The organism is Janthinobacterium sp. GW821-FHT03A03, from assembly GCF_059421435.1.
On record NZ_JBWKUZ010000001.1, the window covers coordinates 392600 to 418230 of the forward strand.

Consider the following 25631-nt stretch of genomic DNA (forward strand, 5'->3'; position numbering starts at 1 on the left):
ATCAGTGCTCGTGCAGCAGGCTGGCGACGCGCTCTTCGATGATGCGCGTGTGGTCGCCCGTGGCGATGTCGTACAGCACGGCGGCCGAGATTTCATACTGCACCACCCGGCGCGAGACGATGGCCTTGAGTTTATTGGCCACCGGCAGGAACAGCAGATTGGCCAGGCCGACGCCGTAAATCGTCGAGACGAAGGCCACGGCGATGCCGCTGCCCAGTTTGCTGGGGTCGGTGAGGTTTTCCATGACGTGTATCAAACCGAGCACGGCGCCCAGGATGCCGATGGTGGGCGAATAGCCGGCCGCCGATTCCCACACCTTGACGGCCTGGCGCTCGGCCATCTCGTAGGCGGAGATTTCCACGTCGAGCAGCTGGCGCAGCTTGTCCGGCGCGATGCCGTCGACGATCATGCGCAAGCCCTTGGCGTTGAAGCGGTCGGCCGTGTTCTCCATCAGGCGCTCGAGCGCCAGCGGGCCGTCGCGGCGCGCCGTCAGGCTCCATTGCCCGATGTCGCGCGCCAGCGCGGCGCGCGTGTCGGCGGGCGGCAAAAATACCCAGCGCAGCATTTCCAGGCCGCGCACGAAAGTGCGCAGCCGTGTCTGCAGCAGCACGGCGCCGAAGGTGCCGATGATGACGATGGCGAAGGCGGCCGGCTGCAGCAGGGAGGCCATCTTGCCGCCTTCCAGTGCCTGGCCGACCAGCAGGCCCGCCAGCGCCAGCGCCAGCCCGATTACGCTGGACCAGTCCACGCCTGCTCCCTCAAGGTTGCGCGCAGGCGCGCGACGGCCTGGGTATGCAGCTGCGAGACGCGCGATTCGGATACCCCCATCACCGCGCCGATCTCCTTCAGGTTCAGCTCTTCTTCGTAGTACAGGCCCATGAGTATTTTCTCGCGTGGCGGCAGCGCGTCGATGGCGTCGATCACGGACTGCCGGAAATCGGTATCGAGCAGGGAACGCAAGGGGTCGCTGTCCTCGTCCACGCAGTGGCGGTCGAGGAAGCTGTCATTGCCGTCCGGGTCATGAAAATCTTCGTAGTACACCAGCTGGTGGCCGCCGCCGTCGCCCAGCATTTCCTGGTAGTCGGCCAGCGACATTTTCAGCAGTTTCGCCACTTCCGACTCCGTCGGCGGGTGGCCGAGGCGCTGCTGCAGGATGCTCATCGCCTCTTCGATCTTGCGCATGTTCTGGCGCATGCTGCGCGGCAGCCAGTCGCTGGTGCGCAATTCGTCGAGCATGGCGCCGCGGATGCGCAGCACGGCATACGTCTCGAACTGCGCGCCATGGGTTTCCTCGTAGCGGCTGATGGCGTCGAGCAGGCCGATCATGCCGGCCTGGATCAGGTCATCGACCTCGACCGAAGGCGGCAACTTCGCCTTCATATGGTGCGCCAGACGCTTTACCAGCGGAATGTGCTCCGTCAGCAAATAGTCCTTGTTCGATTTCCCTTTGACCGTGTACATAGGCTGCTTATTGTTTTATCGTCTTATCTGGTGCTACGGTTGGATTCAGGCGCTGAAATGGTGTGCGCTCCCCGTCTGGTACAAGGTGCTTCCCAATACGGGCGCCGCCGAACGCACCAGCCGCTCGGCCAGTCCGCGGAACGCCACCGACGCGCCGGCCAGCGGAAACGCATCGACCACGCTGCGGCCCAGGCGCGCGGCGCGGTGCAGGTATTCATCGGCCGGCACCGAACCCATCGACGTCAGTTTCACGGCCAGGTAGCGGCTTGCCGCCTGCGCCATATTATCGTATACCACTTTTGCCTCGGATTCGGAAGCGCCGGTAACAAGAATGCCGAAGGGACGCCGGCCCAGTTCCTGGTTCAGGCGCTTGATCAGGCAGTACGCCGCCTTGATCGAGGTGGCGCTGTTGGACACCTGCACCACGATATCGGACGAGGCCATCAGCGGCACGGGGAAGCAGTCGCCCTGCTCGGCCACGACGCCGTCGACCAGCACGATGCCGCTCTGACGCGCCATCACCTCGAAGGTCTTGCCCAGGCGGCGCGTCTCGTCCTCGCCCGCATAGTCGGCGCTGTCCATCAGATGGTTGCGCGCCCCCATGTGCGCCACGCCGAAGCCCTGCGGCACCTGGTGGATCACCTGGTTCAGGCCGCACTGCTGGCGCGCCACGTCGAGCAGGCTGGCGCCATGCGCCAGGCCCAGGCGCGAGGCGACGCCGTCGCCGCTGCCGCTGGCGTCGACCAGCAGCACTTCATTGCCGCCATAGGCCAGCGAGGCGCCCAGGTTGACCAGCATGGCGCCCTTGTCGTCCTGCGGCGTGGCCGAGAGAAAAGTCATCACGCGCGGCTGCGGTCCGGCCAGCATGCGGCGCAGGCCTTCGGCCTGATCGAAATCAAAGTTAGCCAAGGCGCACCCCGCGCGCTTCATTGTTGCGGGCGGCCGCCTGCGCCATCAGCAGCGGCAGTTCGGCGTCGGAAAACTGCGTCGCCGCCGTATCGCGCTTGAGCTTGAAGGCGCGGTCGATCAGGTAGCCGCGGTCGGCCAGGTGCAGGTCTTCCGGCACGCGCTGGCCGTTCGACACGTAGAACAGATTGAGTTTCTGGCGGATCACCACGTCGAGCACATTGCCGATCGACGCCGCTTCATCGAGCTTGGTCATGATGCAGCCGGCCAGGCCGCTGCCCTGGTAGGCGCGCACCACTTCGTTCAGGGTTTCCTGCGTCGCCGTGGAATTGAGGCACAGCAAACGTTTCACGTCCGCGCCCGCGCCCGACAGCATGGCCACCTGCTCCGTCACCATCTGGTCGCGCTGGCTCACGCCCACCGTATCGATCAGCACCGTGTGCTTGTTCTTGAGTTCCTTCAGGGCGATGCGCAAGTCCGCTTCGTCCTTCACCGAGTGCACCATCACGCCGAGGATCTTGCCGTAAATGCGCAGCTGTTCATGCGCGCCGATACGGTAGGCGTCCGTGGTGATCAGGGCCAGCTTTTCCGGACCGTGGCGCATCACGCAGCGGGCCGCCAGCTTGGCCGTGCTGGTGGTCTTGCCGACGCCGGTCGGGCCCACCAGCGCGAACACGCCGCCCTGCTCCAGCATGGCGTCTTCATTGGCGACGGAATTCAGGTTGCGGCTGAGAACGGTCTTGATCCAGCGCATGCTTTGTGCGCCGTCCAGGCCGGCCGGCAGCTTGTCGATCAGGTAGCGCGCCAGGCTGGCCGAAAAGCCGGCGGCCAGCATTTCGCGCAGCACGACGGCCTTTTGCGGCTCGCGCTGCTGCGTCGAGCCCCAGGAGATTTCCGCCAGCTGGGTTTCCATCATGCCGCGCATGGCGCGGATTTCATTCATCATGCCGCTCATCTCGGCGGCCGCGTTTTCCTTGACGTGGGCCAGCGCGCTGGCCATCATCTGCTGCATGCGGGCCATGTCCACTGGCTCGCCGGCGGCCTGGCGCGGCGCGGCAGGACGGGGCGCGGCCGGGCGCTGGGCCGGGGCGGCCGGGCGCTGCGGCGTGGCGAACTGGGTCTGCAACTGGGGCCGCGGCTGGGCCATTTCCGAGGCGGCCGGCGGCGACGCCAGCGAGGCGGCGTCGTCATTGGCCAGCGCGAGGATTTCCACCACGCCATCGCCCTGGCGGTTCGACAGGATCACGGCGTCGGGACCCAATGCTTCGCGCACCTTGCGCAGCGCATCGCGCGACGAGGCGCCCGTAAATTTCTTCACATTCATGGCCGGCCTCCCAGGGCTGGGTGGGCGCTGTATTGGCTGAACTGTGTGACCATCATCGACTCCTGTTGCTTGAGTGCTGTCTTCCACATGGACACAGATCACCCGGACAGTTTCCATTATTAGCGATGCTTGTTGGAAATGATCGAAGGAACAGGACGGGAAAGTACCCGTTATTCAGTTTGCCGAAAGGAAATTGATGAAAAAATAAGCAAAAAGGTGGCGGGGACCGTCGTCGGTGATCAGCGAGGGCTGGGGTCTGACGGGGACGCCGAGTCCCCCTCGCACCCTGGCGATGACCTTCGTGCTGGCGGTGTTGCGGGTCCGACCCCGGCATTAACTATGGCAACTATTGCGCGCCCACCAGCGCCGTGACGCGAATCGTCTTGGTTTCCGGCACTTCCGCGTGCGACAGCACTTTGAGCTGCGGCAAGGCGCGGCGCAGGAAGCGCGACAGCAAGGCGCGCAGCGGCGCCGGCACCAGCAGCACGGGCGTCAGGCCCAGCGCTTCCTGCTGCTGCGCGGCCAGGCCCGCCTGGTGGGCAATGGTGTCGGCCAGACCCGGCTCGATGCCGGCGCCGTCGCCGCCATTGCCCATCGCTTGCATCAGCAGGCGCTCCAGGCGGCTGTCCAGGGTCATCACGGACAGCTCGGCCGCGCCGGGGAACAGCTGCTGCACGATGGCGCGGCCCAGGCCCACGCGCACCAGCGCCGTCAGGTCGTTCGGGTCCTGCGTATTGACCGTATGCTCGGCCAGCGTTTCGATGATGGTGCGCATGTCGCGGATGTGCACGCCTTCGGCCAGCAGGTTCTGCAGCACCTTCTGCAGGGTCGACAGCGACAGCATCTTCGGCACCAGGTCTTCCACCAGGCGCGGCGACTCCTTGCCCAGGTGATCGAGCAGCGACTGCACTTCGGCGCGGCCCAGCAGCTCCGAGGCGTGCGAGGTGATCAGGTGGTTCAGGTGCGTGGCCACCACGGTGCCCGCATCGACCACCGTGTAGCCCATCGATTGCGCCTGGTCGCGCAGGCTGGCCTCGATCCACGTGGCGGGCAGGCCGAACGCGGGGTCGGTGGTGGCCAGGCCGGGCAAGGTGCCGCTGGCCATGCCGGGGTTGATCGCCAGGAACTGGCCGTTGTAGGCCTCGCCCACGCCCACTTCCACGCCCTTGAGGGTGATGCGGTAGGCCGAGGGCTTCAGTTCCAGGTTGTCGCGGATATGCACGGGCGGCGCCAGGAAGCCCACTTCCTGGGCGAATTTCTTGCGGATGCCTTTGATGCGCTTGAGCAATTCGCCGCCCTGCGTCTTGTCGACCAGGGGGATCAGGCGGTAGCCCACTTCCAGGCCCAGGGTATCGACGGGCATGATGTCTTGCCAGCTGGCTTCTTCTTGCTCGGGCGCCACCGTGGCCGGCGGCGCTTCGGCCGGCGTCTCGGCCGCCTCCTTCGCCTGCGCCCGCGACTTGCTGATCAGGTAAGCCGAGCCGGCCAGCAGGGACGCCAGCAGGATGAAGACCATGTTCGGCATGCCGGGAATCAGGCCCATGCCGCCGATGATGCCGGCGGTAATGTACAGTACTTGCGGTTTCGCAAACAACTGGCCGACCAGCTGGGTGCCGATGTCCTGTTCGCTGGCCACGCGCGAGACGACGATACCGGCCGCCGTGGAAATGATCAGCGAAGGAATCTGCGCCACCAGGCCGTCACCGATGGCCAGCAGGGTGTAGTTCTTGAGCGCATCGGCAAAGCCCATGTCGTGCTGCAGCAAGCCCACCAGCAAACCGCCGACGATGTTGATGACGGTGACCATGATGCCGGCGATGGCGTCGCCGCGCACGTATTTGCTGGCGCCGTCCATGGCGCCGTAGAATTCCGCTTCCTGCGCCACTTCCGTGCGGCGGCGGCGCGCCTCGTCTTCGCCGATCAGGCCGGCGTTCAGGTCGGCGTCGATGGCCATCTGTTTACCAGGCATGGCGTCCAGCGCGAAGCGGGCGCCCACCTCGGCGATACGGCCCGCACCCTTGGTCACGACGGTAAAGTTGATGATGGTCAAAATGATAAACACGACGATACCGACCGTGTAATTGCCGCCAATCAAGAAGTGGCCGAAGGCTTCGATCACTTTACCGGCCGCGTCGGCGCCCGTGTGGCCTTCCGTCAGCACCACGCGCGTGGAGGCCACGTTCAGCGACAGGCGCAGCATGGTCGACACGAGCAGGATGGTCGGGAAGGCCATGAAATCGAGCGGCTTGACCGTGTACAGCGCCGTCAGCAGCACGATGATGGACAGCGCAATATTAAAGCTGAAGAAAATGTCGAGGATGAAGGCCGGCAGCGGCAGCACCATCATCGCCAGCAGCATGATGATAATGACCGGCGCGGCGATGCCCTTGCTGGCGTTGCCTTTCAGTCCGCTGAGCCAGGCTGGCATGGTCAGGCCGTTCATGGTGTGCTTCCTTTATTCTTGTCTGCCGCGTCTGCCGCGGCCTTGGTCTGCGATGCGGGGTCGAGCGGGTCGAGCTCGGGCGGCACGTCGAGTTTTTTCGGCTTCTCGGGGCGCTGGCCGTGGCCGCTGCCGTAGCTGCGCAGCTGGAACACGTAGGCCAGCACTTCGGCCACGGCGCCGTACAGCGCCTCGGGAATCTCGTCGCCGATGTCCGTGTGCTTGTACAGCGCGCGGGCCAGGGCCGGCGCTTCCAGGATGGCGACCTTGTGCTCGCCGGCCAGCTCGCGGATCTTCGCCGCCACCTCGTCGATGCCCTTGGCCACCACCTGCGGCGCGCCGCGCGAATTCTCGCCATACTTGAGCGCCACCGCATAGTGGGTCGGATTGGTCACCACCACGTCGGCCGTCGGCACGTCGGCCATCATGCGGCGGCGCGACATCTCATGCTGCATCTGGCGGATCTTCGCCTTGATCTGCGGATTGCCATCCGACTCCTTGGCCTCCTGCTTGACTTCCTGCAAGGACATTTTCATCTTGTTGGCGTAATGCCACATCTGGTAGGGGCCGTCGATGGCGGCGATCAGGCCCAGCGCGCCGACGATCAGCAGGAAAGCCGTGATCAGCAGACTGATCAGGTGAGCGGAACCGGCGCGCAAGGATTCGACCGACAGGCCCAGCACGGCGTCTTTCTGGTGCTGCATCACCATCCAGGCGACGACGCCGACGACGATGGTCTTGGCGACGGCCTTGAGCAATTCCACCAGCGCATTCTTCGAAAACATATTGCCCAGGCCGCGAATCGGGTTGAGCTTGCCAAAATTCGGGGTAAACGCCTTGGAGCTGAACAGCCAGCCGCCGACCAGCACCGGCGACGCCAGGGCGACGAGCATGATGGCCAGCGCATACGGCAGGCAAGTGAGCAGGACCGAGCCCACGTCGTAGCCGATGCGCAACATCATCGCGTCGGGATTGAGTATCTGCTCCCGGTCCAGCGACAGCCCGGAAACCATGACGGCCGTCAGCCGCCGCACGATGGCGTCGCCGGCAAACCACAGGCAGCAGCCGGACGCCATCAGCACCGTAAACGTCGCCACTTCACGCGATCGCGGAACGTCGCCTTCCTCACGCGCCTGCTCGAGGCGCTTCGGTGACGCGGCTTCGGTCTTTTCTGCGTCGCTGTCTTCCGACATCAATCAACTCCGGTGAAGTCCTGCGGCCTGGCTAGGCGCAATACGGACTGGGCATGACGCATTATCGGTTCAATCATCACGGCGCCATCAAGGGAAAAGGAGGGCGAATCCCCTGCTTTTCCTTTGCCGGGATGAAACAAGGCGCCGCAGGCGCCCAATTCGGAGGGGACCGAAAAATGGGCAGGACAAGGCGTAGCCCCGAAGACAGTACGAATAGTACGGCGAGGGGCTGCAACGCAGTCATGGCCATTTTCCCGGGGCCCCTAACGATTTTTTCGCGCCTCGGCCTGTTTCACCGTTTGCTCTATCGCGCCGAACAAGGATTTACCGTCATCGCCCAGCATTTCCAGCCTGACAACATCGCCAAACAGCAGGAATGGCGTGCTGGCGACGCCATCGGCGATCATCTCCTGGTTACGTCGTTCAACGATGCTGGAAAATCCCTTCTTGACTTCCTTGTTGGCAATGCCGCCAGCACTCACCACGCTGCCGGCGCGCGCATTGCGCGTCTGGCACAGGTGGGCGAGCAATTGCGGGTAATTGAAGGCCATGTCGGCGCCCGCGTGGGGCTGGCCCGACAATTTGCCGTTCAGGCTGCAGCGCACGGCATAATGCACCTTGCCGCCGCGCCAGGCGTCGCCCAGCTCGTCCGGCGTGATGGCGACAGGCGAGCAAGCCATGGCCGGCTTCGATTGCAGGAAGCCGTAGCCGCCGGCCTGCTCGTCGGGCGCCAGGTTGCGCAGGGTGACGTCGTTGACCAGCATCAAGAGCTTGATGTTCAGGTGCGCCTGGTCCGGCGTCGACCCCATGGCCACGTCGTCCGTGATGGCGGCGATGCCCGCCTCGTAGTCGATGCCCCACTGCTCGTGCGCCAGGGCGATGTCGTCGTGGGCGCCGAGGAAGTCGTCGCTGGCGCCCTGGTACAGGCGCGGCGCCTCGCGCAGACTGGCGGGCGCCTCCAGGCCGGCGGCCTTGCAGGCCCGCTCGATCTGCTGCAGGTAGGACGCGCCGGCCACGCGCAAGCTGCTGCGCGGCAAGGGCGCCATGCAGTTGGCGGGGTCGAACTCGAAGGCGCGGTGGCCGCGGCCGCTATTGATGGTCTGGTACAGCAAGTCCAGCTGCGGGGAAATGAAACTCCAGTCGTCGAGCGCCTTTTGCAGGGTCGAGGCGATGCCGTCGGCCAGGTGCGCCGTTTTCAGGTCGCGCGAAACGACCGCAAGCTGGCCATCGCGCGTGCCATCCTTCAGTGTAGCTAATTTCATGTACGGAAAACTTCGTCAAATGCAGGCAATAGGAGGCTAAAGACGCCAAAAAGCCGGGAAAACCCGGCTTCGGCGCTCAGGGGGAGTTATGCCAGGAGGGCGATCTGTGCGGGCGTGAGGTAGCACCACTCGCCTTCGGCGATGCCCAGCGATGCCAGGGTCAGGCTGCCGATGGCGGAACGGTGCAGCGCGCTGCAATGGTTGCCGGCAGCGGCCAGCATGCGCTTGACCTGGTGGTACTTGCCCTGTTCGAGCACGATTTCCAGCAGATGCTCGCCGCGCTTGACGCACACGAGGGCGGCCAGCGGCGCCGGCTCGTCGTGCAGTTGCACGCCGGCCAAGAGCTGGGCCACCAGTTCATCGGTCACCGGCTCTTGCGTGGTAGCCTGGTAAATTTTCGGAACGTGGCGCTTCGGCGACGATTGTGCATGGATAAATGCCCCATCGTCGGACATCAAGAGCATGCCGGTCGTGTCATGGTCGAGCCGGCCGACGGGCTGGACTTCGCGCCAGCTGAACTGTTCCGGCAGCAGGGTCAGCACGCCAGGGTGGTGGCTGGGCTTGCGCGAGCATTCGAAGTTGGCGGGCTTGTACAGCGCCAGGTACAGGTGTTCGCGGTAGACCCACTCTTCCTCGAAGACGTGCAGCACCAGGCCTTCGGTCTCGACGGTGGTGCGGTAATTGGTCTGGGTGACGCCATCGATGACGACATCGCCATCATCGATAAGGGAACGGCAATACTTGCGGGTGCCAAAGCCCTGCGATTGCAGGATGCGGTCTAGGGATAATTTACTCATGGGCGTGACTGTACCAGAAGCGGCTGGCAGCGTGAAGCGGCCGCGCGCGCCGCCTGCGCCAGCGTACGGGAGGCGGGAAACCATGGCACACGCAGAAATACCGAAAAGAACAAGGTGAGATTTGGCGAGAAATGGCCCATTCCTTTGAGATATATCAAGCGCTCGGAATATCGCATTGATAGACTGAAACTTCGTTAGGAATCCGCCTAACGTGCGTTAGGAATTATGACAGCAGCCACGACCTCACAAGGATATCGTATGAAGCACATCGACACCATAGCCTTACAAGGCAGCATCGCCGACATGCGCGGCCGCATCGCCGCCGAACAGAGCGCCATGCATAAAGTCCAGCTCGGCCTGGCGCGCTGGCGCGGCGCCCTTCCCGAACAGGACGCAGACGGGGCCAGCCCCGCTCCTGCCAGCCAGGCACGCTGGCACGCCGAGGCGCAATGCCATTTCATGTGCTGGCTGGAACAGGGCGGCTTTGCCCTGGCGGAAGAGGAAGCGGACCAGGCGGCGCCGGCAGCCTCCATGGCGCACGGCGCAAAGGGAGCCGGCGCGCAGGCTAAGCCATCCACCGCCCCGATCTCGCCTGCGCACTGCAACGACTGCGCCGCCTGAGGCGCAGCAGCCGGTCACCCATGCCCCGCCTTCGCATGCCTGCCCACCACCAGCCAGCCCACGCCGCGGCAACCGCGCCGCCCAGGTCATCCCCGACTTCGACGCACAAAAGGGAACGGCGGCATTGCGCCGCCGTTCCCAAGCCCCAACGGGACTTTAGTGAGGAATGTAAATTCACTCAAAACCACATCTGCGATGCGGCGAGTAGTTCCATGACCTGCCCATCAAAGTACTGACAACATAGTAGATATATCGCCCCTCCTTGAAAAGAACTACGCTTTCACTATAGCCCAGAAGGGTCGATTTTCAAGGCAAATTGCCATCTTATTGAAAATCATTCTCGATTGGCTTATCAAGTTATTACGAGAGATATCTTCAACGCAACGCCGGTTGCGCCTGCTGCACGGCCGCCTTCATGGCGCCCGCCCCCATGGCCGCGCCAAACTTCTTCAGCACCCGTTCCGGCAAGCCTTCGTGCTGCGTGTAGTCGACGATGTCTTCCGCCTTGACCACGTCGCGCGCCACGCTGTCGACCGTGCCGAAATCATCGGCCAGGCCCATTTCCACGGCTTTCGCGCCGGTCCAGTACAACCCCGAGAAAGTGTCCGGCGTTTCCTTCAGGCGCTTGCCCCGTCCCGCCCGCACCACCTCGATGAACTGCTGGTGGATTTCATTGAGCATGCCCTGCGCATACGCCTTGTGCTTGTCCGTCAGCGGGCTGAACGGGTCCATGAAGCCCTTGTTCTCGCCGGCCGTCAGCAAACGGCGCTCGACGCCCACTTTTTCCATCACGCCCGTAAAGCCGAAGCCGTCCATCAGCACGCCGATGGAGCCGACCACGCTGGCCTTGTTGACGTAGATGCGGTCGGCGGCGGCCGCGATGTAATAGCCGCCCGAGGCGCACATTTCATCGACCACCACATACAGGGGCTTGTCCGGATAGCCCTTGCGCAGGCGCTGCATCTCGTCGACGATCATGCCCGCCTGCACGGGGCTGCCGCCCGGACTATTGATATGCAGCACCACGGCCACGGAACCGGCGTCGGAAAACGCCTTGTCCAGCGCGGGGATGACGACGGCAGCCGAACCGCTGCCCTCGGACTCGATGGCGCCGCTGATGTCGATCAGGGCCGTGTGGCGGCCCAGGGTTTCGCTGTCGTCGGCCGTGTTGTAGTCATAAAACACCCACAGGGCGAACAGCACGATCAGCAGGCCGAAGACCTTGAAGAAGATGCTCCAGCGGCGGTGGGCGCGCTGCTCTTGCAACGTGGCAAACACCAGTTTTTCCAGCACGTCGCGTTCCCAGTGGCCGGCAGGGGCGCCGTTGCCGGCGGCCGCACCGCTGTCCAGCTTGTCATTCGTGTTATCGCTCATAGTTCACTTTGCTCACATTGCAAAAAGACCGGCGCCAGGCTTCAGGCCGGCACAGGCCTGACATAGTCATCGGGCTGCCAGTACAGCTGGCCATCGCGCTCGGCCACGGGAATCGGGCGCAAACGGCCGCCCTTGCAGGGGCCGCCCGCGCAGAAACCGCTTTCCGGCACATAGATGGCGCCGTGCGTCGAACACATCAGGTACAGGCCGCTGGATTCGAAAAACTCGCCCTCGGCCCAGTCCAGCTCGATAGGCACGTGGGCGCAGCGGTTCAGGTAGCCATACGCCTTGCCGCCATGGCGCACGACAAAGCCGGTCGTCGCTTCGCCCCCGGCCAGCACGGGAAAGCGCACGCCCTTGCCGCCGTCGGCCACGGCGTCGGCCGCGCAAATGAGCACTTCCGGCACATCGCCCATCATGCGTGCTCGCTCAGCCATTGATGCAGGTCGGCCACCTTGGCGGCCGAATACAGGGGCTTGCAAGCTTGCAACTGCTCGACGGGATGTGCCCCATACTCTACGGCAATACTGGCCGCGCCTGCATTGCTTGCCATCAATAAATCATGGCTGGTGTCGCCGACCATTACCGTGCGGCGCATGTCCTGACCCAGTTCGCGCGTCAGTTCCTGCAGCATGGCCGGATGGGGTTTGGAGAAAGTTTCGTCTGCGCAACGTGTCGCATCGAACAGGGACAGCAGCTTGACGGCGTTCAGCGATCGGTTCAGGCCGACGCGGCTCTTGCCCGTGGCGACGGCGAGGAAATACGCCTGCTGCGACAATTCCAGCAGCATTTCATGCACGCCCGGAAACAGTGCCAGCTCATGGTCGCGCGACAGATAGTGATAACGGTAGCGCTCGGCCATGCGCGCATGGTATTTCGGCTCCACGTCGGGCATCGCCAGCTGCATGGCTTCCTGCAGGCCCAGGCCGATCACGTGCGAGGCCTGCAACTCGGTGGGAACAGGCAAGCCCAGGTCTTTGGCCGAAGCCTGGATGCACTTGACGATGGTCGAGGTACTGTCTATCAGGGTGCCGTCCCAATCGAAGACGATCAGATCAAATTGCTTTCTTGCCATGTTTTCCGACGACAACGCCGCCGGCTCCTTGAGAATGAATGATGGCGACTGACTGCCTTGTGGGCAGCGTCGCGCGCACGCGTTTGATAACTATCTAACTATCGAGCGGCAACAGCCAATGGTTTGCCCAAGCTTACCAAGAAACGCTCGCATTCGGCAGCCAGCGGCGCATTCAGGGTCATCGTCTTGCCGTTTTCCGGATGCGTAAACGTGATCTGGTGCGCATGCAGGAACATGCGTTTCAGGGCGCCGCGCGTGCTGTCGGCCTTCAACAGGGCGCGGTTGAGGGCGAAGTCGCCATATTTATCGTCGCCGGCGATGGGGAAGCCGGACGAGGACAGGTGCACGCGGATCTGGTGCGTGCGGCCCGTCTTCAATTCCGCTTCCAGCAAGGCGAAGTTGTGATATTTATGCAACAGTGAAAACACCGTGTGCGACGCCAGGCCGTCGGCCTGCACGGCCACCCGGCGCTCGCCTTCGGCCGTCGTATATTTATGCAATGGCAACTTGATATGCTGGCGCGCGTTCTTCCAGTCGCCGGCCACGAGCACCAGGTAGCGCTTGTCCGTGACGCCGTCGCGCATCTGTTCATGCAAGTTCGTCAACGCGGAACGTTTCTTTGCAAGCAACAACAAGCCGGACGTGTCGCGGTCCAGGCGGTGCACCAGTTCCAGGAACTTGGCGTCGGGGCGCGAAGCGCGCAATTGCTCGATCACGCCGAACGAGACGCCCGAGCCGCCATGCACGGCCACGCCGGCCGGCTTGTCGATGACGAGCAGCTGCGCATCCTCGAAAATAATCTTGAATTCGGCGGCCGGCGCGCCCGTGGGCGCCTTTTCGGCCACGCGCACGGGTGGAATGCGCACCACGTCGCCGGCGGCGAGACGGTACAGCTGATCGATACGGCCTTTATTCACCCGCACTTCTCCCGATCGCAAGATCCGGTAGATGTGGCTTTTAGGCACTCCCTTGCACACTCTTAATAAGTAGTTGTCGATGCGCTGGCCTGCTTCTTCCTCGGCGATCGTTACGAATTGGGCTTGCGGCTGAACCGGGGGTGTTGAAGGGGGAACAACATCATTTTGACTCTTCATTTACTATGTCTTCCCAGAAATCTCTCTAAGTCCTTCATTTTGAATATATAATTGTTTTTGCTGCGGCCCTGGCTGCTGCGAGTGTAAGAATAAAAGCACATTTTACACAGGGGCGTCTCCACCGGCCTCGCCAAATTGCAAATTCGGTGGAAAAAAACGTATATGCACCATCCCTGCGCGAATCAAGGTTGCACCGTAGTTGTAATCGGATAACGCGTGGAGATGCTGAAGTGAGTGTGGGATTATAAGGATAAGTACCCGTTAGCGCGACTTATCGAGTCGGGCTCGCGGGTTGATGAAGTTGATAACGCTTGCCGTTTTCGCCAAACCCCGTATGCGGCCACCAGAGGGTTGTCGATGAATAGGCTGAGGCCAAGCCTCGCCATCGCGATCCCTGTCATGAGCCGGCCTACGATTTGGCTCTGAATTTGCTGACCACCTGCATTCTCTGCCCCCGGCATCCGGGCTGTTTCAGATGAGTTGCAGGTGTCCTGTGCACTCGGCATGACGATCGACCTCACCGCGCCCTGTTGCGGCCGCAACGCATCACGCGTTGTTGCTCCGCACGCTAAGGCATTCCCCCCGCCAACACTCCCGTTCTCGCATATATCCCTGTACTGTCGCCGCTTCCCCGGAAGCGGCTTTGAGATGGCCTACGGGTCGCGGAGTTATAAAAATGAAACGCATGTTGTTTAATGCCACGCAGCAAGAAGAACTGCGCGTAGCGATTGTCGACGGACAAAAACTGATCGACATCGATATCGAGACAGCCGGGCGCGAACAGCGCAAATCCAACATCTACAAGGGCGTCATCACGCGCATCGAGCCTTCGCTCGAAGCGTGCTTCGTCAGCTATGGCGAAGACCGCCACGGCTTCCTGCCCTTCAAGGAAGTTGCCCGCACGTATTTCCGCGAAGGCGTCGACGTGCGTAACGCGTCCGTCAAGGAAGCGCTGCGCGAAGGCCAGGAAATCATGGTCCAGGTGGAAAAGGAAGAGCGCGGCAACAAGGGCGCCGCGCTGACCTCGTTCGTCTCGCTGGCCGGCCGCTATCTGGTCTTGATGCCGAACAACCCGCGTGGCGGTGGCGTATCGCGCCGCGTGGAAGGGGAAGAGCGCCAGGAATTGCGCGAAACCATGGATAAGCTGGACTTGCCTGCTGGCATGTCCGTCATTGCCCGCACGGCCGGCATCGGCCGCAACGTCGATGAACTGCAGTGGGACTTGAACTACCTGATGCAACTGTGGCGCGCCATCGAAGGCGCCGGCAAGTCGGCCAACGGCGCCTTCCTGATCTACCAGGAATCGTCGCTCGTCATCCGCGCCATCCGCGACTACTTCCAGCCCGACATCGGCGAGATCCTGATCGACACCGACGAGATCTACGACCAGGCGCACCAGTTCATGAGCCACGTGATGCCCGACATGGTGCACCGCGTCAAGCGCTACAGCGACGACGTGCCGCTGTTCTCGCGCTTCCAGATCGAACACCAGATCGAAACGGCCTACAGCCGCACCGTGCCGCTGCCATCGGGCGGCGCCATCGTCATCGACCACACCGAAGCGCTGGTCTCCGTCGACGTCAACTCGGCGCGCGCCACGCGCGGCTCGGACATCGAGACGACCGCCTTCAACACCAACTGCGAAGCGGCCGAGGAAGTGGCCCGCCAGCTGCGCTTGCGCGACCTGGGCGGCCTGATCGTCATCGACTTCATCGACATGGAAGTGGCAAAAAATCAACGCGAAGTGGAACAGCGCCTGAAGGACGCGCTGCACCATGACCGTGCCCGTGTACAAATGGGCAAGATTTCCCGCTTCGGCCTGATGGAACTGTCGCGCCAGCGCCTGCGCCCTTCGCTGTCCGAAGGTTCGCACGTGACGTGCCCGCGCTGCTCCGGCACCGGCCACATCCGCGACACGGAATCGTCCGCCCTGCAGGTGCTGCGCATCATCCAGGAAGAGGCGATGAAGGAAAACTCGGCCACCATCCACGTGCAGGTGCCCGTGGACGTGGGCGCCTTCCTGCTCAACGAAAAGCGCGGCGAAGTGCTGAAGATCGAGAACCGCCACCGCATCGCCGTGATCCTGATCCCGAACAAGCATCTGGAAACGCCGCACTACAAGCTCGAACGCATCAAGCACGACGATCCGCGTCTGGAAGACAGCCAGGCCAGCTACAACCTGGCCGAAAGCGCTGAAACCGACATGGCCTACAGCAAGCGCCAGAAGGAAGAAGCCAAGCCGCGCCAGGAAGCCGTCGTCAAGACGATCACGCCTGACCAGCCGGCACCGCTGGTCGAGCGCAAGCCCGTCGAAACGAAACCGGCTCCCGTGGCCGCGCCTGCCGCGCCGCAAGGCCTGATCGCCAAAATCATCAGCTTCTTCACGGGCGCGCCGGCTGCTCCGGCACCGGCCCCCGCCCCTGTCGCGCCAGTCAAGCCGGCCGGCAATGCCGACCGCGGCGACCGCAGCAACCGTGGCCCGCGTGGCCGTGGCCGCAATGGCAAGCCTGGCCGCGAAGAGCGCGAACCAGGCCAGGGCCGTCCGGCCCAGGACGATGCGGCGAAAGAAGCGGAAGCACTGGAAAAGGCGGCCCGTCCGCCACGCCCGCCGCGTCCGCCACGCGAACCGCGCGAAGCGCGCGAGAATGGCGATACGGCAGCGGCGCCACGCGAACGGGGCGAGCGTCCAGAACGGGCGGAACGTCCCGAGCGCGCTGAGCGTCCGGAACGCGCCGAGCGTCCGCCACGCCAGCCGCGCGAAGCGCGCGAACCACGCGCCGACAAGGCTGTTGTTGCTGAAGTGAAAGCTGAAGAACTGGCATTGGCCGGCGCTGCCGCCACGGCTGTCAACGTCGTCGTGGCGTCAAACGGCCCTGCCGCCGACGCCGCGCCTACGAGCTTGCTGAAGGCCCCGGCCAATGCCGGCCCTGAAGGCGAAGAGACGGAAAACGACGTGGAAGGCGAAGAACCGCGCCGCCGTCGTCGTCGTGGCGGCCGCAACCGCAACCGCCGCGACCGCGAAACGGGCGAGCTGATTGAATCGGCAAACGGCGAGAACGAAGGCCAGGACGCGCCCGTGATCAGCTTTACGGTCGCTCCGGCGCCGGAAGCGGCCGCCGCTGCCGATGCTGCGCCAGTGGCCGTCGTGGCTGCCGCCGTCGCCGCGCCGGTGGAAGCCGCCGTCGTGGACGTGGTCGAAGTGGTGGAAGTGGCCAAGGTGGTGGAGATCGCCAAGGTCGAGGTAGCCGCTCCTGCCGCAGAAGCCGCAGTTGCTGAAGTGATCGTGCCGCAAGCCCCTGTTGAGGCCGTCGTTGCTGTAGCGCAAGCTGAACCAGCCGCTGCCGAACCAGCACCAGCTGCCGAGTACAGCTTTGCCGAGAAGGCCGCGCCTGAAGCAGCAGCTCCTGCTCCAGCTCCAGCTCCAGCTCCTGCTCCAGCTCCAGCTCCAGCGGAAATCATCGTCGAAGCGGCGCCGGTCGTGGAAACGGCCGCCGTCGTGGAAACCGCCGTCGTGGCTGAAGCAGCGCCAGTCGCCGAAGCAGCACCTGTCGTGGTGGAAGCCGCCCCGGCGCTTGCCGAAGTTGCTCCCGCTGCGGCGCCAGCCCCCGTGGCTGCTCCTGCTCCTGCTCCGGCACCTGTCGTCGCTCCAGCTTCCGCACCGGCTCCATCGCCGGCGCCTGCGCCGCTGGACCTGGACGCGGTGCTCGGTTCGGCCGGCCTGACCCTGGCCGCCACCGATCCGGAAAAACTGCGCCTGGCGCAGGAAGCTGCCGCCAAGGCCGTCGCTCCCGTGCGCAAGCCGCGCGAGCGCAAACCCTTGCCGCCGCAATCGGATGAGCCGTTGATCCAGGTCAACACGCAGCGTCCATAAGCGTGCCGGGTTTGCCCAGCCGCGAATGATGAAAGGGGGAGCTCAGGCTTCCCCTTTTTTACGTCCCCACCTTTGCCAGCCAGCCGCCATGCACGAGAACGCCGACCTTTCCCCTCCCGCCCCCGTCACCCTGCGCAGCGCCTTCTGGTACTGGCTCAAGCTGGGCTGCGTCAGCTTTGGCGGCCCCGCCGGGCAGATCGCCATGATGCATGCGGAACTGGTGGAAAAGCGGCGCTGGATCTCCGAGCAGCGCTTCCTGCACGCCCTCAATTACTGCATGCTGCTGCCGGGGCCGGAAGCGACCCAGCTGGCCATCTACATCGGCTGGCTGATGCACCGCACGCGCGGCGGCATCCTGGCCGGACTGCTGTTCCTGCTGCCCTCGCTGCTGCTGCTGATCGTCCTGTCCTGGCTGTACATGGCGTATGGCCACGTGGCCGCCATCGCCGGCATCCTGTACGGCGTCAAGCCGGCCGTCGTCGCCATCGTGGTGGCGGCCGCGTGGCGCCTGGGCCGGCGCACCTTGCGCAGCCCCGGCCTGAGCGCCATCGCGGCGGCGGCATTTATCGCCATCGCCGCGCTTCATCTGCCATTTCCGCTGATCGTCTTTGGCGCGGCCCTGCTGGGCATGGCGGGCGGGCGCTGGCTGCCGGCCCATTTCCAGGCCGGCGGCACGCGGCACGGCGGCGCGGCCCGCCACGGCGCCGCCCTGATCGACGACGACACGCCCACGCCGGAGCACGCGCAGCTCAAATGGCCGCGCCTGCTGGGCATGGCCAGCCTGGGGGTGGCGCTGGCCTTGCTCGCCTGGCTGGGCCTGGCGCTGCTGGGCGGAAAGGATCAGCCGCTGGCGCAGATGGGCGTGTTTTTCAGCAAGGCCGCCCTGCTGACGTTCGGCGGCGCGTATGCCGTGCTGCCCTATCTGGTGCAGGGCACCGTCGAGCAATACCACTGGATCAGCAGCACGCAGATGATGGATGGCCTGGCGCTGGGCGAAACGACGCCCGGCCCCTTGATCATGATCGTCGCCTTCATCGGTTTCGTGGGCGGCTGGAGCCACGCGGTGCTGGGCGGCAACCTGTGGCTGGCGGGCGTGTGCGGCGCCCTCGTCGCCAGCTGGTTTACTTTCCTGCCGTCATTCATCTTCATCCTGGCCGGCGCGCCGCTGGTGGAGGCGACGCGCGGCAACCTGCGCCTGAGCGCGCCCCTGAACGCCATTTCAGCGGCCGTGGTGGGCGTCATCGCCAGCCTGGCCCTGTTCTTCGGCCGCCACGTCTTCTGGCTGGAAACACCCTTGCCGCACTGGGATTGGCTGGCCCTCGCCATCGGCGCGGCGGCCGGCGTGGCGCTGATCAGGTTTCAAATGGGAACCATCAAATTGCTGCTCGCCTGTGCCATCTTCGGCCTCGTGCTATCGTATCTGCCTTGAACGACTTAACGTAACTGGCATCACCTTTCATGGCTGACAAGATTATCTACCTCGCCGAGGCCCGCAACGGGGTGCTGGCGATACCCGAGCGGCTGGAAAGCCCCAGCGGCAGCGTCGCCGACCGCCTGGGCCGGCCCCTGCACGACCTGCGCATCTCGATTACCGACCGCTGCAATTTCCGCTGCGTGTACTGCATGCCGAAGGACGTATTCGACAAGAATCACGTCTACCTGCCGCACACGGATTTGCTGTCCTTCGAGGAAATCACGCGCGTAGCGCGCCTGTTCGTCGCGCACGGCGTGGAAAAGATCCGCCTGACGGGCGGCGAGCCGCTGCTGCGCAAGAATATCGAAAAGCTCGTCGCCATGCTGGCCGCACTGCGCACGCCGTCAGGCCAGCCGCTGGACCTGACCCTGACGACCAACGGTTCCCTGCTGGCCAGAAAAGCGCAAGCGCTCAAGGATGCGGGCCTGAACCGCGTCACCGTGTCGCTCGACTCGCTCGACGACGCCACCTTCAAGCGCATGAACGACGTCGATTTCGCCGTCGCCGACGTGCTGGACGGCATCGCCGCCGCCCACGCGGCGGGCCTGGGACCGATCAAGATCAACATGGTGGTCAAGGCCGGCATGAACGAGCAGGAAATCGTGCCCATGGCGCGCCACTTCAAGGGCACGCCCTACATCCTGCGCTTCATCGAATACATGGACGTGGGCGCCTCGAACGGCTGGAACTTGCAGGAAGTCATCCCTTCGGCCGAGGTCGCGCGGCGCATCGCGGAACACATGCCTTTGCTGCCGATCAACCCCAACTACGCGGGCGAGACGGCGGCGCGCTGGCGCTATGCGGACGGCGACGGCGAGATCGGCCTCATTTCCAGCGTCACGCAGGCGTTCTGCGCCGACTGCAGCCGCGCCCGCCTATCGACCGAAGGCAAGCTCTACACTTGCCTGTTCGCCACCAGCGGCCACGACTTGCGCGGCCTGCTGCGCGGCGGACGCAGCGACGAGGAGATTTCCACGGTGGTGGCGCAGCTGTGGCGCGGCCGCGCCGACCGCTATTCGGCCTTGCGCACCAGCCAGACGGACTTGACGGGCGGCGCGCTTGAGCGCGGTAAAAAGAAAGTGGAAATGTCATATATCGGCGGCTGAATCGGACGCAAGGGGCGCCCGCCGCTGCTACCATGGCGCATGCACCCATTTTCCTACCTGACATGATCAACAAACACGATATTACCGGCCTCATTCTTGCTGGCGGACTCGGCACGCGCATGGGCCACGGCGACAAGGGCATGCAGCCGCTGCACGGCCAGCCCCTGGCCCGCCACGTGCTGCAGCGCCTGGCGCCGCAAGTGGGCCCGCTGGCCATCAGCGCCAACGAACACGCCGGCAACTACGCCCGTTTTGGCCTGCCCGTCTGGCAAGACGTGCTGCCCGGCCACGCCGGCCCGCTGGCAGGTCTGCACAGCGGCATGCGGCACGCCGCCACGCCCTACCTGCTGAGCGTGCCGTGCGACTCGCCCCTGCTGCCGCCCGACCTGGCGGCGCGCCTGGCCGCCGGCTTGACGCAAAACAATGCCGACATGGCCATCGCCGTCACCGAAGAGCTTGATCCGGCGACGGGATTGACGGTACGCCGTCCCCATCCCGTTTTTTGCCTGGTGAAAACATCGGCCCTGCCCCAGCTGGACGCCTACCTGGCCGCCGGCGAGCGCCGCATGCGCACCTGGCACGGCCCCCTGAAGCTGGCCGAGGTGCTGTTCGAAGACAGCGCCGCGTTTGGCAACGTGAATACGCCGGACGAGCTGGTCGCCCTGCAGGCGCGGGCATTGAGCGTGCCGATGGCGCAAGCCATCCTCGCCGATACCGTCACGCCCGTGGCCGACATCGAGCAATTGCCGCTGCAGCAGGCGTTCGAGCGCATCCTGGCGGCCGACATCATCTCGCCCATCAGCGTGCCCGCGCACGACAATTCCGCCATGGATGGCTATGCGCTTTACGGAGCTGACCTTGGCGCCGACCTCGGCGGCGGCGCCCCTGTCACCCTGGCCGTCGTCGACACCATCCTGGCCGGGCGTCCCGGCACCGTCAAAGTTGCACGCGGGCAATGCGCGCGCATCATGACGGGCGCCGTCATGCCCGACGGCTGCGACAGCGTGGTGCCGCAGGAACTCGTGCTGCAAGCGGGCGAAACGAGCATCACGCTGGCGCCGGACTGCATCCGTCCCGGCGACAACCGCCGTTTCAAGGGCGAAGACTTGATGCAGGGCAAACCGGCCTTGCTGCAGGGCAAGCGCCTGGGTCCGGCCGAGCTGGGTTTGCTCGCCTCGCTGGGCATCGCCACGGTGCCCGTGCGCCGCCGCCTGCGCGTGGCCTTCTTTTCCACGGGCGACGAATTGCGCTCGATCGGCGAACCGCTGGCCGCCGGCTGCATCTACGACAGCAACCGCTACACCCTGCTGGGCATGCTGACCCGCCTCGGCTGCGAGGTACTCGACATGGGCATCGTCAAGGACAATCCGCCGGCGCTGGAAGCGGCCCTGCGCGGCGCCTGCGCCTCGGCCGACGTCATCATCACTTCGGGCGGCGTCTCCAGCGGCGCGGCCGATTTTACGCGCGAAATCCTGGCCCGCCTGGGCAAGGTCGCCTTCTGGCACATCAACATGCGTCCGGGCCGCCCCATGGCGTTTGGCCGGATCGCCAGCGCGGGCGACACGGCCTTGCTGCTGGGCTTGCCCGGCAACCCCGTGGCCGTGATGGCGACCTTCTATTTCCTCGCCCGCCCCGCCCTGCTGCGCCTGATGGGCGCCGATGCGGAGGCGTCCAGCCTGCCGCTGCTGCAGGTGGCGGCACAGGCGCCCATCCGCAAGAAGCGGGGCCGCACGGAATACCAGCGCGGCATCGTCGAGCGCGATGCGGACGGGCGCCAGCATGTGCGCGTGACCGGCGCGCAAGGCTCGGGCATCCTGCGCTCGATGACGCAAGCCAATTGCATGATCGTGCTGCATGAAGCGCAAGGCAACGTGGCGGCCGGCGACCTGGTCGATATCGTGCTGTTCCACGGATTGACCTGATGAAACATCTAGTTCTGGCGCTGGCCCTGCTGCCGGGCATGGCGGCGCATGCTGGCGAAGTCCACAGCAATGGCTACACGGTGCGCTTCGACGAGCGCATCGAAACGGCGCCGGGCGACTTGCATGGCGCCAGCGTGGGCCGCATCAGCATCGTGCGCGCCGCCGACCAAGGTCTCGCGTGGCAGGAAAATACGCCCTTGCAGCCGGGCTGCGGCGCCATTGCGGCCGTCACCGTCCTCAACGACAGCTATGTGGCCCTGTGCGGCCACCTGGGCGGGCGCCATTACACGCAAAAGATCATCTTCATGCAAGGCAACTCGCCCGCCATGGTGAGCGTGGACCAGTTCGATTCGCCCAGCGCCGTGCGCGTGGAACGCGACGGATCGCTGGCCATCGACGTCCTGCGGCGCGACCGGTTCCCCGGCGAACTGACGGGTCCGCATTATTTTCCCACCGTGTACCGCTTGCACCATGATGACGCCACGTTCGGTTTCGTCCCCAGCTTTGATGGCGATGCCGCCGAGCGCTACTGGCAGCACTATCGCGCCAAGCGCCAGGCGGCGCCAGCGGCGGACGTACTACCGGAACTGCTGGCGTCCCTGCTGGCCGCGCAGGCCGGCAAGCAGCCCATCTGCACCGAGCTGGCCACGCTCGCCGCCGACCTGCAGCGTGACAGCCAGCCGCACGATGCACAAGGTGCGCGTACCTTGATGCGCACCTGGCTGCACAAGTTGCCGGCCATCGGCTATCCCCGCTTCGAGGCACCTGCCTGCCGGGGCACGTTCTAGCGCGACATGCGGTCGGCGCTGCGGCGCCAGCTCGCTCAACATCCTTCTTCAAGCACCACCACGGCCCGCCCTGCGCGGGCCGCTTGCATTGCCCCTGCGCAATCAATTTTCCTCATTTGAACGCCTTTTCCCACCGAGATAAAAATATTAATTATTTCGCTCAATAACATATCAATAAACACAACACTAATTGTAATAATTTTATTTATTTGTTGATATTGAAGTTTCTTCGGTGATAACATCCGGACTCAAGCAAAAGAGTTCAATTTTGATATTGTTTTCACGAGGAAACTACCAATGAAACACGGCCCATCGATCGCGGGCGCCTGCATGCTGGGTGCCGCCGTCCTGTTCGGCATGTTGTCCCTGACGCCCCTGCCCGCCAGCGCGAAAGGCATGGCCCGCGCCGACGTGCTCGATAATTGCAGCTGGAACCGTCCCGGCGTCGATCCGTTCATGGGTGACGTGGTGGCGGCCGTGGACCGCTATACGGATATCGCGCCCCAGGTGCGCGAACAATTGAAGGAGCGCATGCGCGCGCGCCAGTACGACGAGATCGTCGTGATCAGCCGCGACGCCATCCGCGGCAAGGGCAACTACAACGCGCGCATCAGCGAGATGCATTTCGGCCCTGGCCGCGTCTGCCGCAACGTCACGCGCGCGGGATGGAGCGAGCAGATGCAGGAACGGGGACTCGTGTATTGCGTGCAGGGCCAGTGCATCCTCGTGCCGACGATCTGCCGCAACGTCAGCCGCATCACGCAGGCGCCCGCGTCGGCGCCGCCGGCGGCGGGCGCCGCACCCGGCGCTGCAGCACCCGTTGCCGCCGCGCCCGCCGCCGCAGAAACGGCAGGCGTGCCCCTGATCGACCATCCCGACGCCTTGCGCGGCGGCTCGTTCACGGGCGACGCCATGCCGCCCGAAGTGGCCGGCATTCCTTTCCTGCCCTTCGATTACCTGCGCACCGTCGGCGGCATCTCGCCGCCGGCCGGCACGGGCGGCAGCGGCGGCGCTGGCGGCTTGCCGCCCGGTTCGGCGGGCAGCAGCATCATCGTGCCGCCCACCGTGACCCTGCCCACCTTGCCGCCCACCGGCCCGAATGTCTTGCCGGCCGTGCCGGAACCGGACACCTGGGCCATGCTGCTGGCGGGACTGGCGCTGACGGCCTTCGGCGCCAGCAAACACCGTGCCGGCAAGCATGCCGCCTGAGGCCTGGCCACCTCGATACCGTCAATGCCCTGGCCGCCAGCCAGCCTTTGCTTCCTGCGCCGGGCACGGCGCCGCGCCTGGCGGCGGAGTTGATGAATCTGGTGAAAGACGTGCGGATCGCCGCTGCCGTGCAGCGCGGGCAAGGGCAGGCCGCCGAGGCCGAGGCCCGGTGCGCCGCCCTGCTGGCCGGCCTGGCGCATGACGCCATGCGCGCCGGCGCGGCGCAGGCTCGATGCGCCCGGCAGCATCACCGCTGCAATCGTCAAGCGCCAGATGGACGAGGAAGCACAGGCCTAGCCGGCCGCGACGGCGAACATGACGTGCCTATTCGCCGTCCGCCTCGGCGGACAGCCCCGCATCGGCCGCGCCCAGCAGCAAGGCGGCCGCCTCGCCGGGCAAGGCTTCCACGGATTTGAGCTTGCGCGCCATCTGCCGGCTGCGCACTTCCGCGCTTTCGATATTCTTCGCCGCCCGCTCCAGGGTCAGCTTGGTTTGCGCCAGCACGTCGCCGAACTTGCCGAATTCCGTCTTGACGGCGCCCAGCACCTGCCACACTTCGGACGAGCGCTTTTCCAGCGCCAGGGTGCGAAAACCCATCTGCAGGCTGTTGAGCAAGGCTGTCAGGGTGGACGGTCCGGCGATGCTGACCCGGTGCACGCGCTGCAATTCGTCGGCCAGGCCCGGCCGGCGCAGCACTTCCGCATATAAACCTTCCGTGGGCAGGAAGAGGATGGCAAAGTCGGTGGTCTGCGGCGGCGCCAGGTATTTCTCGGCGATGGTCTTCGCCTCGCCCCGCACGGCCCGTTCCAGCTCGCGTCCGGCCTGGGCCACGCCGTCGGCGTCGGCCCGCTCGGCCGCCTCGACCAGGCGCTCGTACTGTTCTTTCGGGAATTTCGCGTCGATCGGCATCCACACGGGCGCGCCGCCTTCGACCATGCCCGGCAGCTTCAGGGCGAACTCCACGCGTGCGCCGGTCCCAGGCACCGTTTCCACGTTCTTCGCATACTGGTCGACAGTGAGTACCTGCTCCAGCAGCATTTCCAGCTGCACTTCGCCCCACGTGCCCCGCGTCTTGACGTTGGTGAGCACCCGCTTCAAATCGCCCACGCCCAGCGCCAGCTGCTGCATCTCGCCGAGGCCCTGGTGGACTTTTTCGAGCCGCTCCGACACTTGCTGGAACGAGGCGGAAAGGCGCGTTTCCAGCGTCGCGTGCAGCTTTTCATCGACCGTCTTGCGCATTTCTTCCAGGCGCGCGCCATTGTCGGCCTGCAAGTCGCGGATCTTGTTTTCCAGCGTGGCGCGCACTTCCAGCATGCGCTGGGCATTCGATTCCGTCAGCTGGGACAAGGTTTGATTCGTGCTGTCGGCAAAGCGCGCCAGGCTTTGCGCCTGTTCCTCGCGCCCCACTTTCCCCTGCGCCTGCATCTGCGTGCGCAGGCTGTCGAGCTGCTGCAGGGTTGCCGCCTGGAATTGCGCCAGGCCGGCCGCCAGGTCTTGCCGCGTGGCCTGCGCCGACGCCTGCAATTGCAGCCGCACTTCGCGCTCGACCCGGTCGATGCGTTCCAGGCTTTGCTGCTGGTGCTGCTGCACCAGCGCCAGCGTGGTGGCGCCATCGCCGGCCGCGCCACGGGGGCGCAGCAGCAGCAAGAGCAACAGGACGATGGCGGCGATGGCGGCGCCCAGCAGGCTGTAGAACTCGATAGGGCTCATGGGT

At 64.9% G+C, this 25631-nt stretch carries 21 protein-coding genes; 7 read left to right on the plus strand and 14 right to left on the minus strand.

Annotation, left to right across the window (positions count from 1 at the left end; genetic code table 11):
- Position 1 precedes the first annotated feature (1 nt).
- From AC07VI_RS01795 to AC07VI_RS01830, 8 genes are all read right to left on the minus strand, one after another.
- Entirely contained in the window at positions 2 to 748 is a 747-nt protein-coding gene (locus AC07VI_RS01795) for a flagellar motor protein (RefSeq protein WP_492995496.1), read from the minus strand.
- Positions 730 to 1461, minus strand: coding sequence for an RNA polymerase sigma factor FliA (locus AC07VI_RS01800; protein WP_071322371.1), 732 nt, complete (start codon positions 1459 to 1461; stop codon positions 730 to 732). The genes AC07VI_RS01795 and AC07VI_RS01800 overlap by 19 nt, the downstream gene beginning before the upstream one ends.
- 45 nt (positions 1462 to 1506) lie before the next feature.
- Entirely contained in the window at positions 1507 to 2370 is an 864-nt protein-coding gene (locus AC07VI_RS01805; protein ID WP_086148203.1) for a MinD/ParA family ATP-binding protein, read from the minus strand.
- Positions 2363 to 3691 carry a flagellar biosynthesis GTPase FlhF gene (gene flhF / locus AC07VI_RS01810; RefSeq protein ID WP_076568142.1) on the minus strand — a complete coding sequence of 443 codons (1329 nt, stop codon included), beginning with the start codon at positions 3689 to 3691 and terminating at the stop codon, positions 2363 to 2365. The genes AC07VI_RS01805 and flhF overlap by 8 nt, the downstream gene beginning before the upstream one ends.
- Positions 3692 to 4037: 346 nt before the next feature.
- Positions 4038 to 6134 carry a flagellar biosynthesis protein FlhA gene (gene flhA / locus AC07VI_RS01815; RefSeq protein WP_086148261.1) on the minus strand — a complete coding sequence of 699 codons (2097 nt, stop codon included), beginning with the start codon at positions 6132 to 6134 and terminating at the stop codon, positions 4038 to 4040.
- Positions 6131 to 7324, minus strand: coding sequence for a flagellar biosynthesis protein FlhB (flhB, locus tag AC07VI_RS01820; RefSeq protein WP_086148260.1), 1194 nt, complete (start codon positions 7322 to 7324; stop codon positions 6131 to 6133). Before flhB ends, flhA begins: the two co-directional genes overlap by 4 nt.
- Positions 7325 to 7587: 263 nt before the next feature.
- The gene (locus AC07VI_RS01825) at positions 7588 to 8586 is read right to left on the minus strand and encodes a fumarylacetoacetate hydrolase family protein (protein WP_086148259.1); all 999 of its coding nucleotides are present in this window, start codon (positions 8584 to 8586) and stop codon (positions 7588 to 7590) included.
- Between the two features lie 86 nt (positions 8587 to 8672).
- Entirely contained in the window at positions 8673 to 9383 is a 711-nt protein-coding gene (locus tag AC07VI_RS01830) for a pseudouridine synthase (protein WP_086148258.1), read from the minus strand.
- 258 nt (positions 9384 to 9641) lie between these two features.
- Here AC07VI_RS01830 and AC07VI_RS01835 point away from each other — a divergent pair, with 258 nt between their 5' ends.
- Positions 9642 to 10004, plus strand: a complete 363-nt coding sequence (locus AC07VI_RS01835; RefSeq protein WP_492995500.1) for a hypothetical protein — start codon at positions 9642 to 9644, stop codon at positions 10002 to 10004.
- A gap of 375 nt (positions 10005 to 10379) precedes the next feature.
- On the opposite strand, the gene AC07VI_RS01840 is transcribed toward AC07VI_RS01835, so the two are convergent.
- From AC07VI_RS01840 to AC07VI_RS01855, 4 genes are all read right to left on the minus strand, one after another.
- On the minus strand, positions 10380 to 11378 hold the full coding sequence (locus AC07VI_RS01840) for a S49 family peptidase (RefSeq protein WP_086148256.1): 999 nt from the start codon (positions 11376 to 11378) through the stop codon (positions 10380 to 10382).
- A gap of 41 nt (positions 11379 to 11419) precedes the next feature.
- On the minus strand, positions 11420 to 11797 hold the full coding sequence (locus tag AC07VI_RS01845) for a Rieske (2Fe-2S) protein (protein WP_086148255.1): 378 nt from the start codon (positions 11795 to 11797) through the stop codon (positions 11420 to 11422).
- Positions 11794 to 12453, minus strand: a complete 660-nt coding sequence (locus tag AC07VI_RS01850) for an HAD-IA family hydrolase (RefSeq protein WP_492995503.1) — start codon at positions 12451 to 12453, stop codon at positions 11794 to 11796. Before AC07VI_RS01850 ends, AC07VI_RS01845 begins: the two co-directional genes overlap by 4 nt.
- A 98-nt stretch (positions 12454 to 12551) precedes the next feature.
- On the minus strand, positions 12552 to 13547 hold the full coding sequence (locus AC07VI_RS01855; RefSeq protein WP_086148254.1) for an RluA family pseudouridine synthase: 996 nt from the start codon (positions 13545 to 13547) through the stop codon (positions 12552 to 12554).
- A 676-nt stretch (positions 13548 to 14223) separates the two neighbouring features.
- On the opposite strand from AC07VI_RS01855, the gene AC07VI_RS01860 reads away from it, so the two are divergent.
- The 5 genes from AC07VI_RS01860 (at position 14224) to AC07VI_RS01880 (ending at position 22708) form a co-directional block, all read left to right on the plus strand.
- A complete protein-coding gene (locus AC07VI_RS01860; protein ID WP_492995505.1) occupies positions 14224 to 17418 on the plus strand; it encodes an Rne/Rng family ribonuclease in 3195 nt (1064 codons plus the stop codon).
- 88 nt (positions 17419 to 17506) lie between these two features.
- Positions 17507 to 18847, plus strand: a complete 1341-nt coding sequence (chrA, locus tag AC07VI_RS01865) for a chromate efflux transporter (protein WP_086148252.1) — start codon at positions 17507 to 17509, stop codon at positions 18845 to 18847.
- Positions 18848 to 18876: 29 nt separating this feature from the next.
- Positions 18877 to 19998, plus strand: a complete 1122-nt coding sequence (moaA, locus tag AC07VI_RS01870; RefSeq protein WP_086148251.1) for a GTP 3',8-cyclase MoaA — start codon at positions 18877 to 18879, stop codon at positions 19996 to 19998.
- 62 nt (positions 19999 to 20060) lie between these two features.
- On the plus strand, positions 20061 to 21920 hold the full coding sequence (gene moeA / locus AC07VI_RS01875; RefSeq protein WP_492995508.1) for a molybdopterin molybdotransferase MoeA: 1860 nt from the start codon (positions 20061 to 20063) through the stop codon (positions 21918 to 21920).
- The gene (locus AC07VI_RS01880) at positions 21920 to 22708 is read left to right on the plus strand and encodes a hypothetical protein (protein ID WP_086148249.1); all 789 of its coding nucleotides are present in this window, start codon (positions 21920 to 21922) and stop codon (positions 22706 to 22708) included. The genes moeA and AC07VI_RS01880 overlap by 1 nt, the downstream gene beginning before the upstream one ends.
- 35 nt (positions 22709 to 22743) lie before the next feature.
- On the opposite strand, the gene AC07VI_RS01885 is transcribed toward AC07VI_RS01880, so the two are convergent.
- The gene (locus tag AC07VI_RS01885; RefSeq protein WP_139842651.1) at positions 22744 to 22950 is read right to left on the minus strand and encodes a hypothetical protein; all 207 of its coding nucleotides are present in this window, start codon (positions 22948 to 22950) and stop codon (positions 22744 to 22746) included.
- A gap of 55 nt (positions 22951 to 23005) precedes the next feature.
- Here AC07VI_RS01885 and AC07VI_RS01890 point away from each other — a divergent pair, with 55 nt between their 5' ends.
- The gene (locus AC07VI_RS01890; RefSeq protein WP_099374292.1) at positions 23006 to 23917 is read left to right on the plus strand and encodes an MHFG family PEP-CTERM protein; all 912 of its coding nucleotides are present in this window, start codon (positions 23006 to 23008) and stop codon (positions 23915 to 23917) included.
- A 324-nt stretch (positions 23918 to 24241) separates the two neighbouring features.
- On the opposite strand, the gene AC07VI_RS01895 is transcribed toward AC07VI_RS01890, so the two are convergent.
- Positions 24242 to 25627, minus strand: coding sequence for a DNA recombination protein RmuC (locus tag AC07VI_RS01895; RefSeq protein ID WP_086146749.1), 1386 nt, complete (start codon positions 25625 to 25627; stop codon positions 24242 to 24244).
- Between the last annotated feature and the right edge of the window lie 4 nt (positions 25628 to 25631).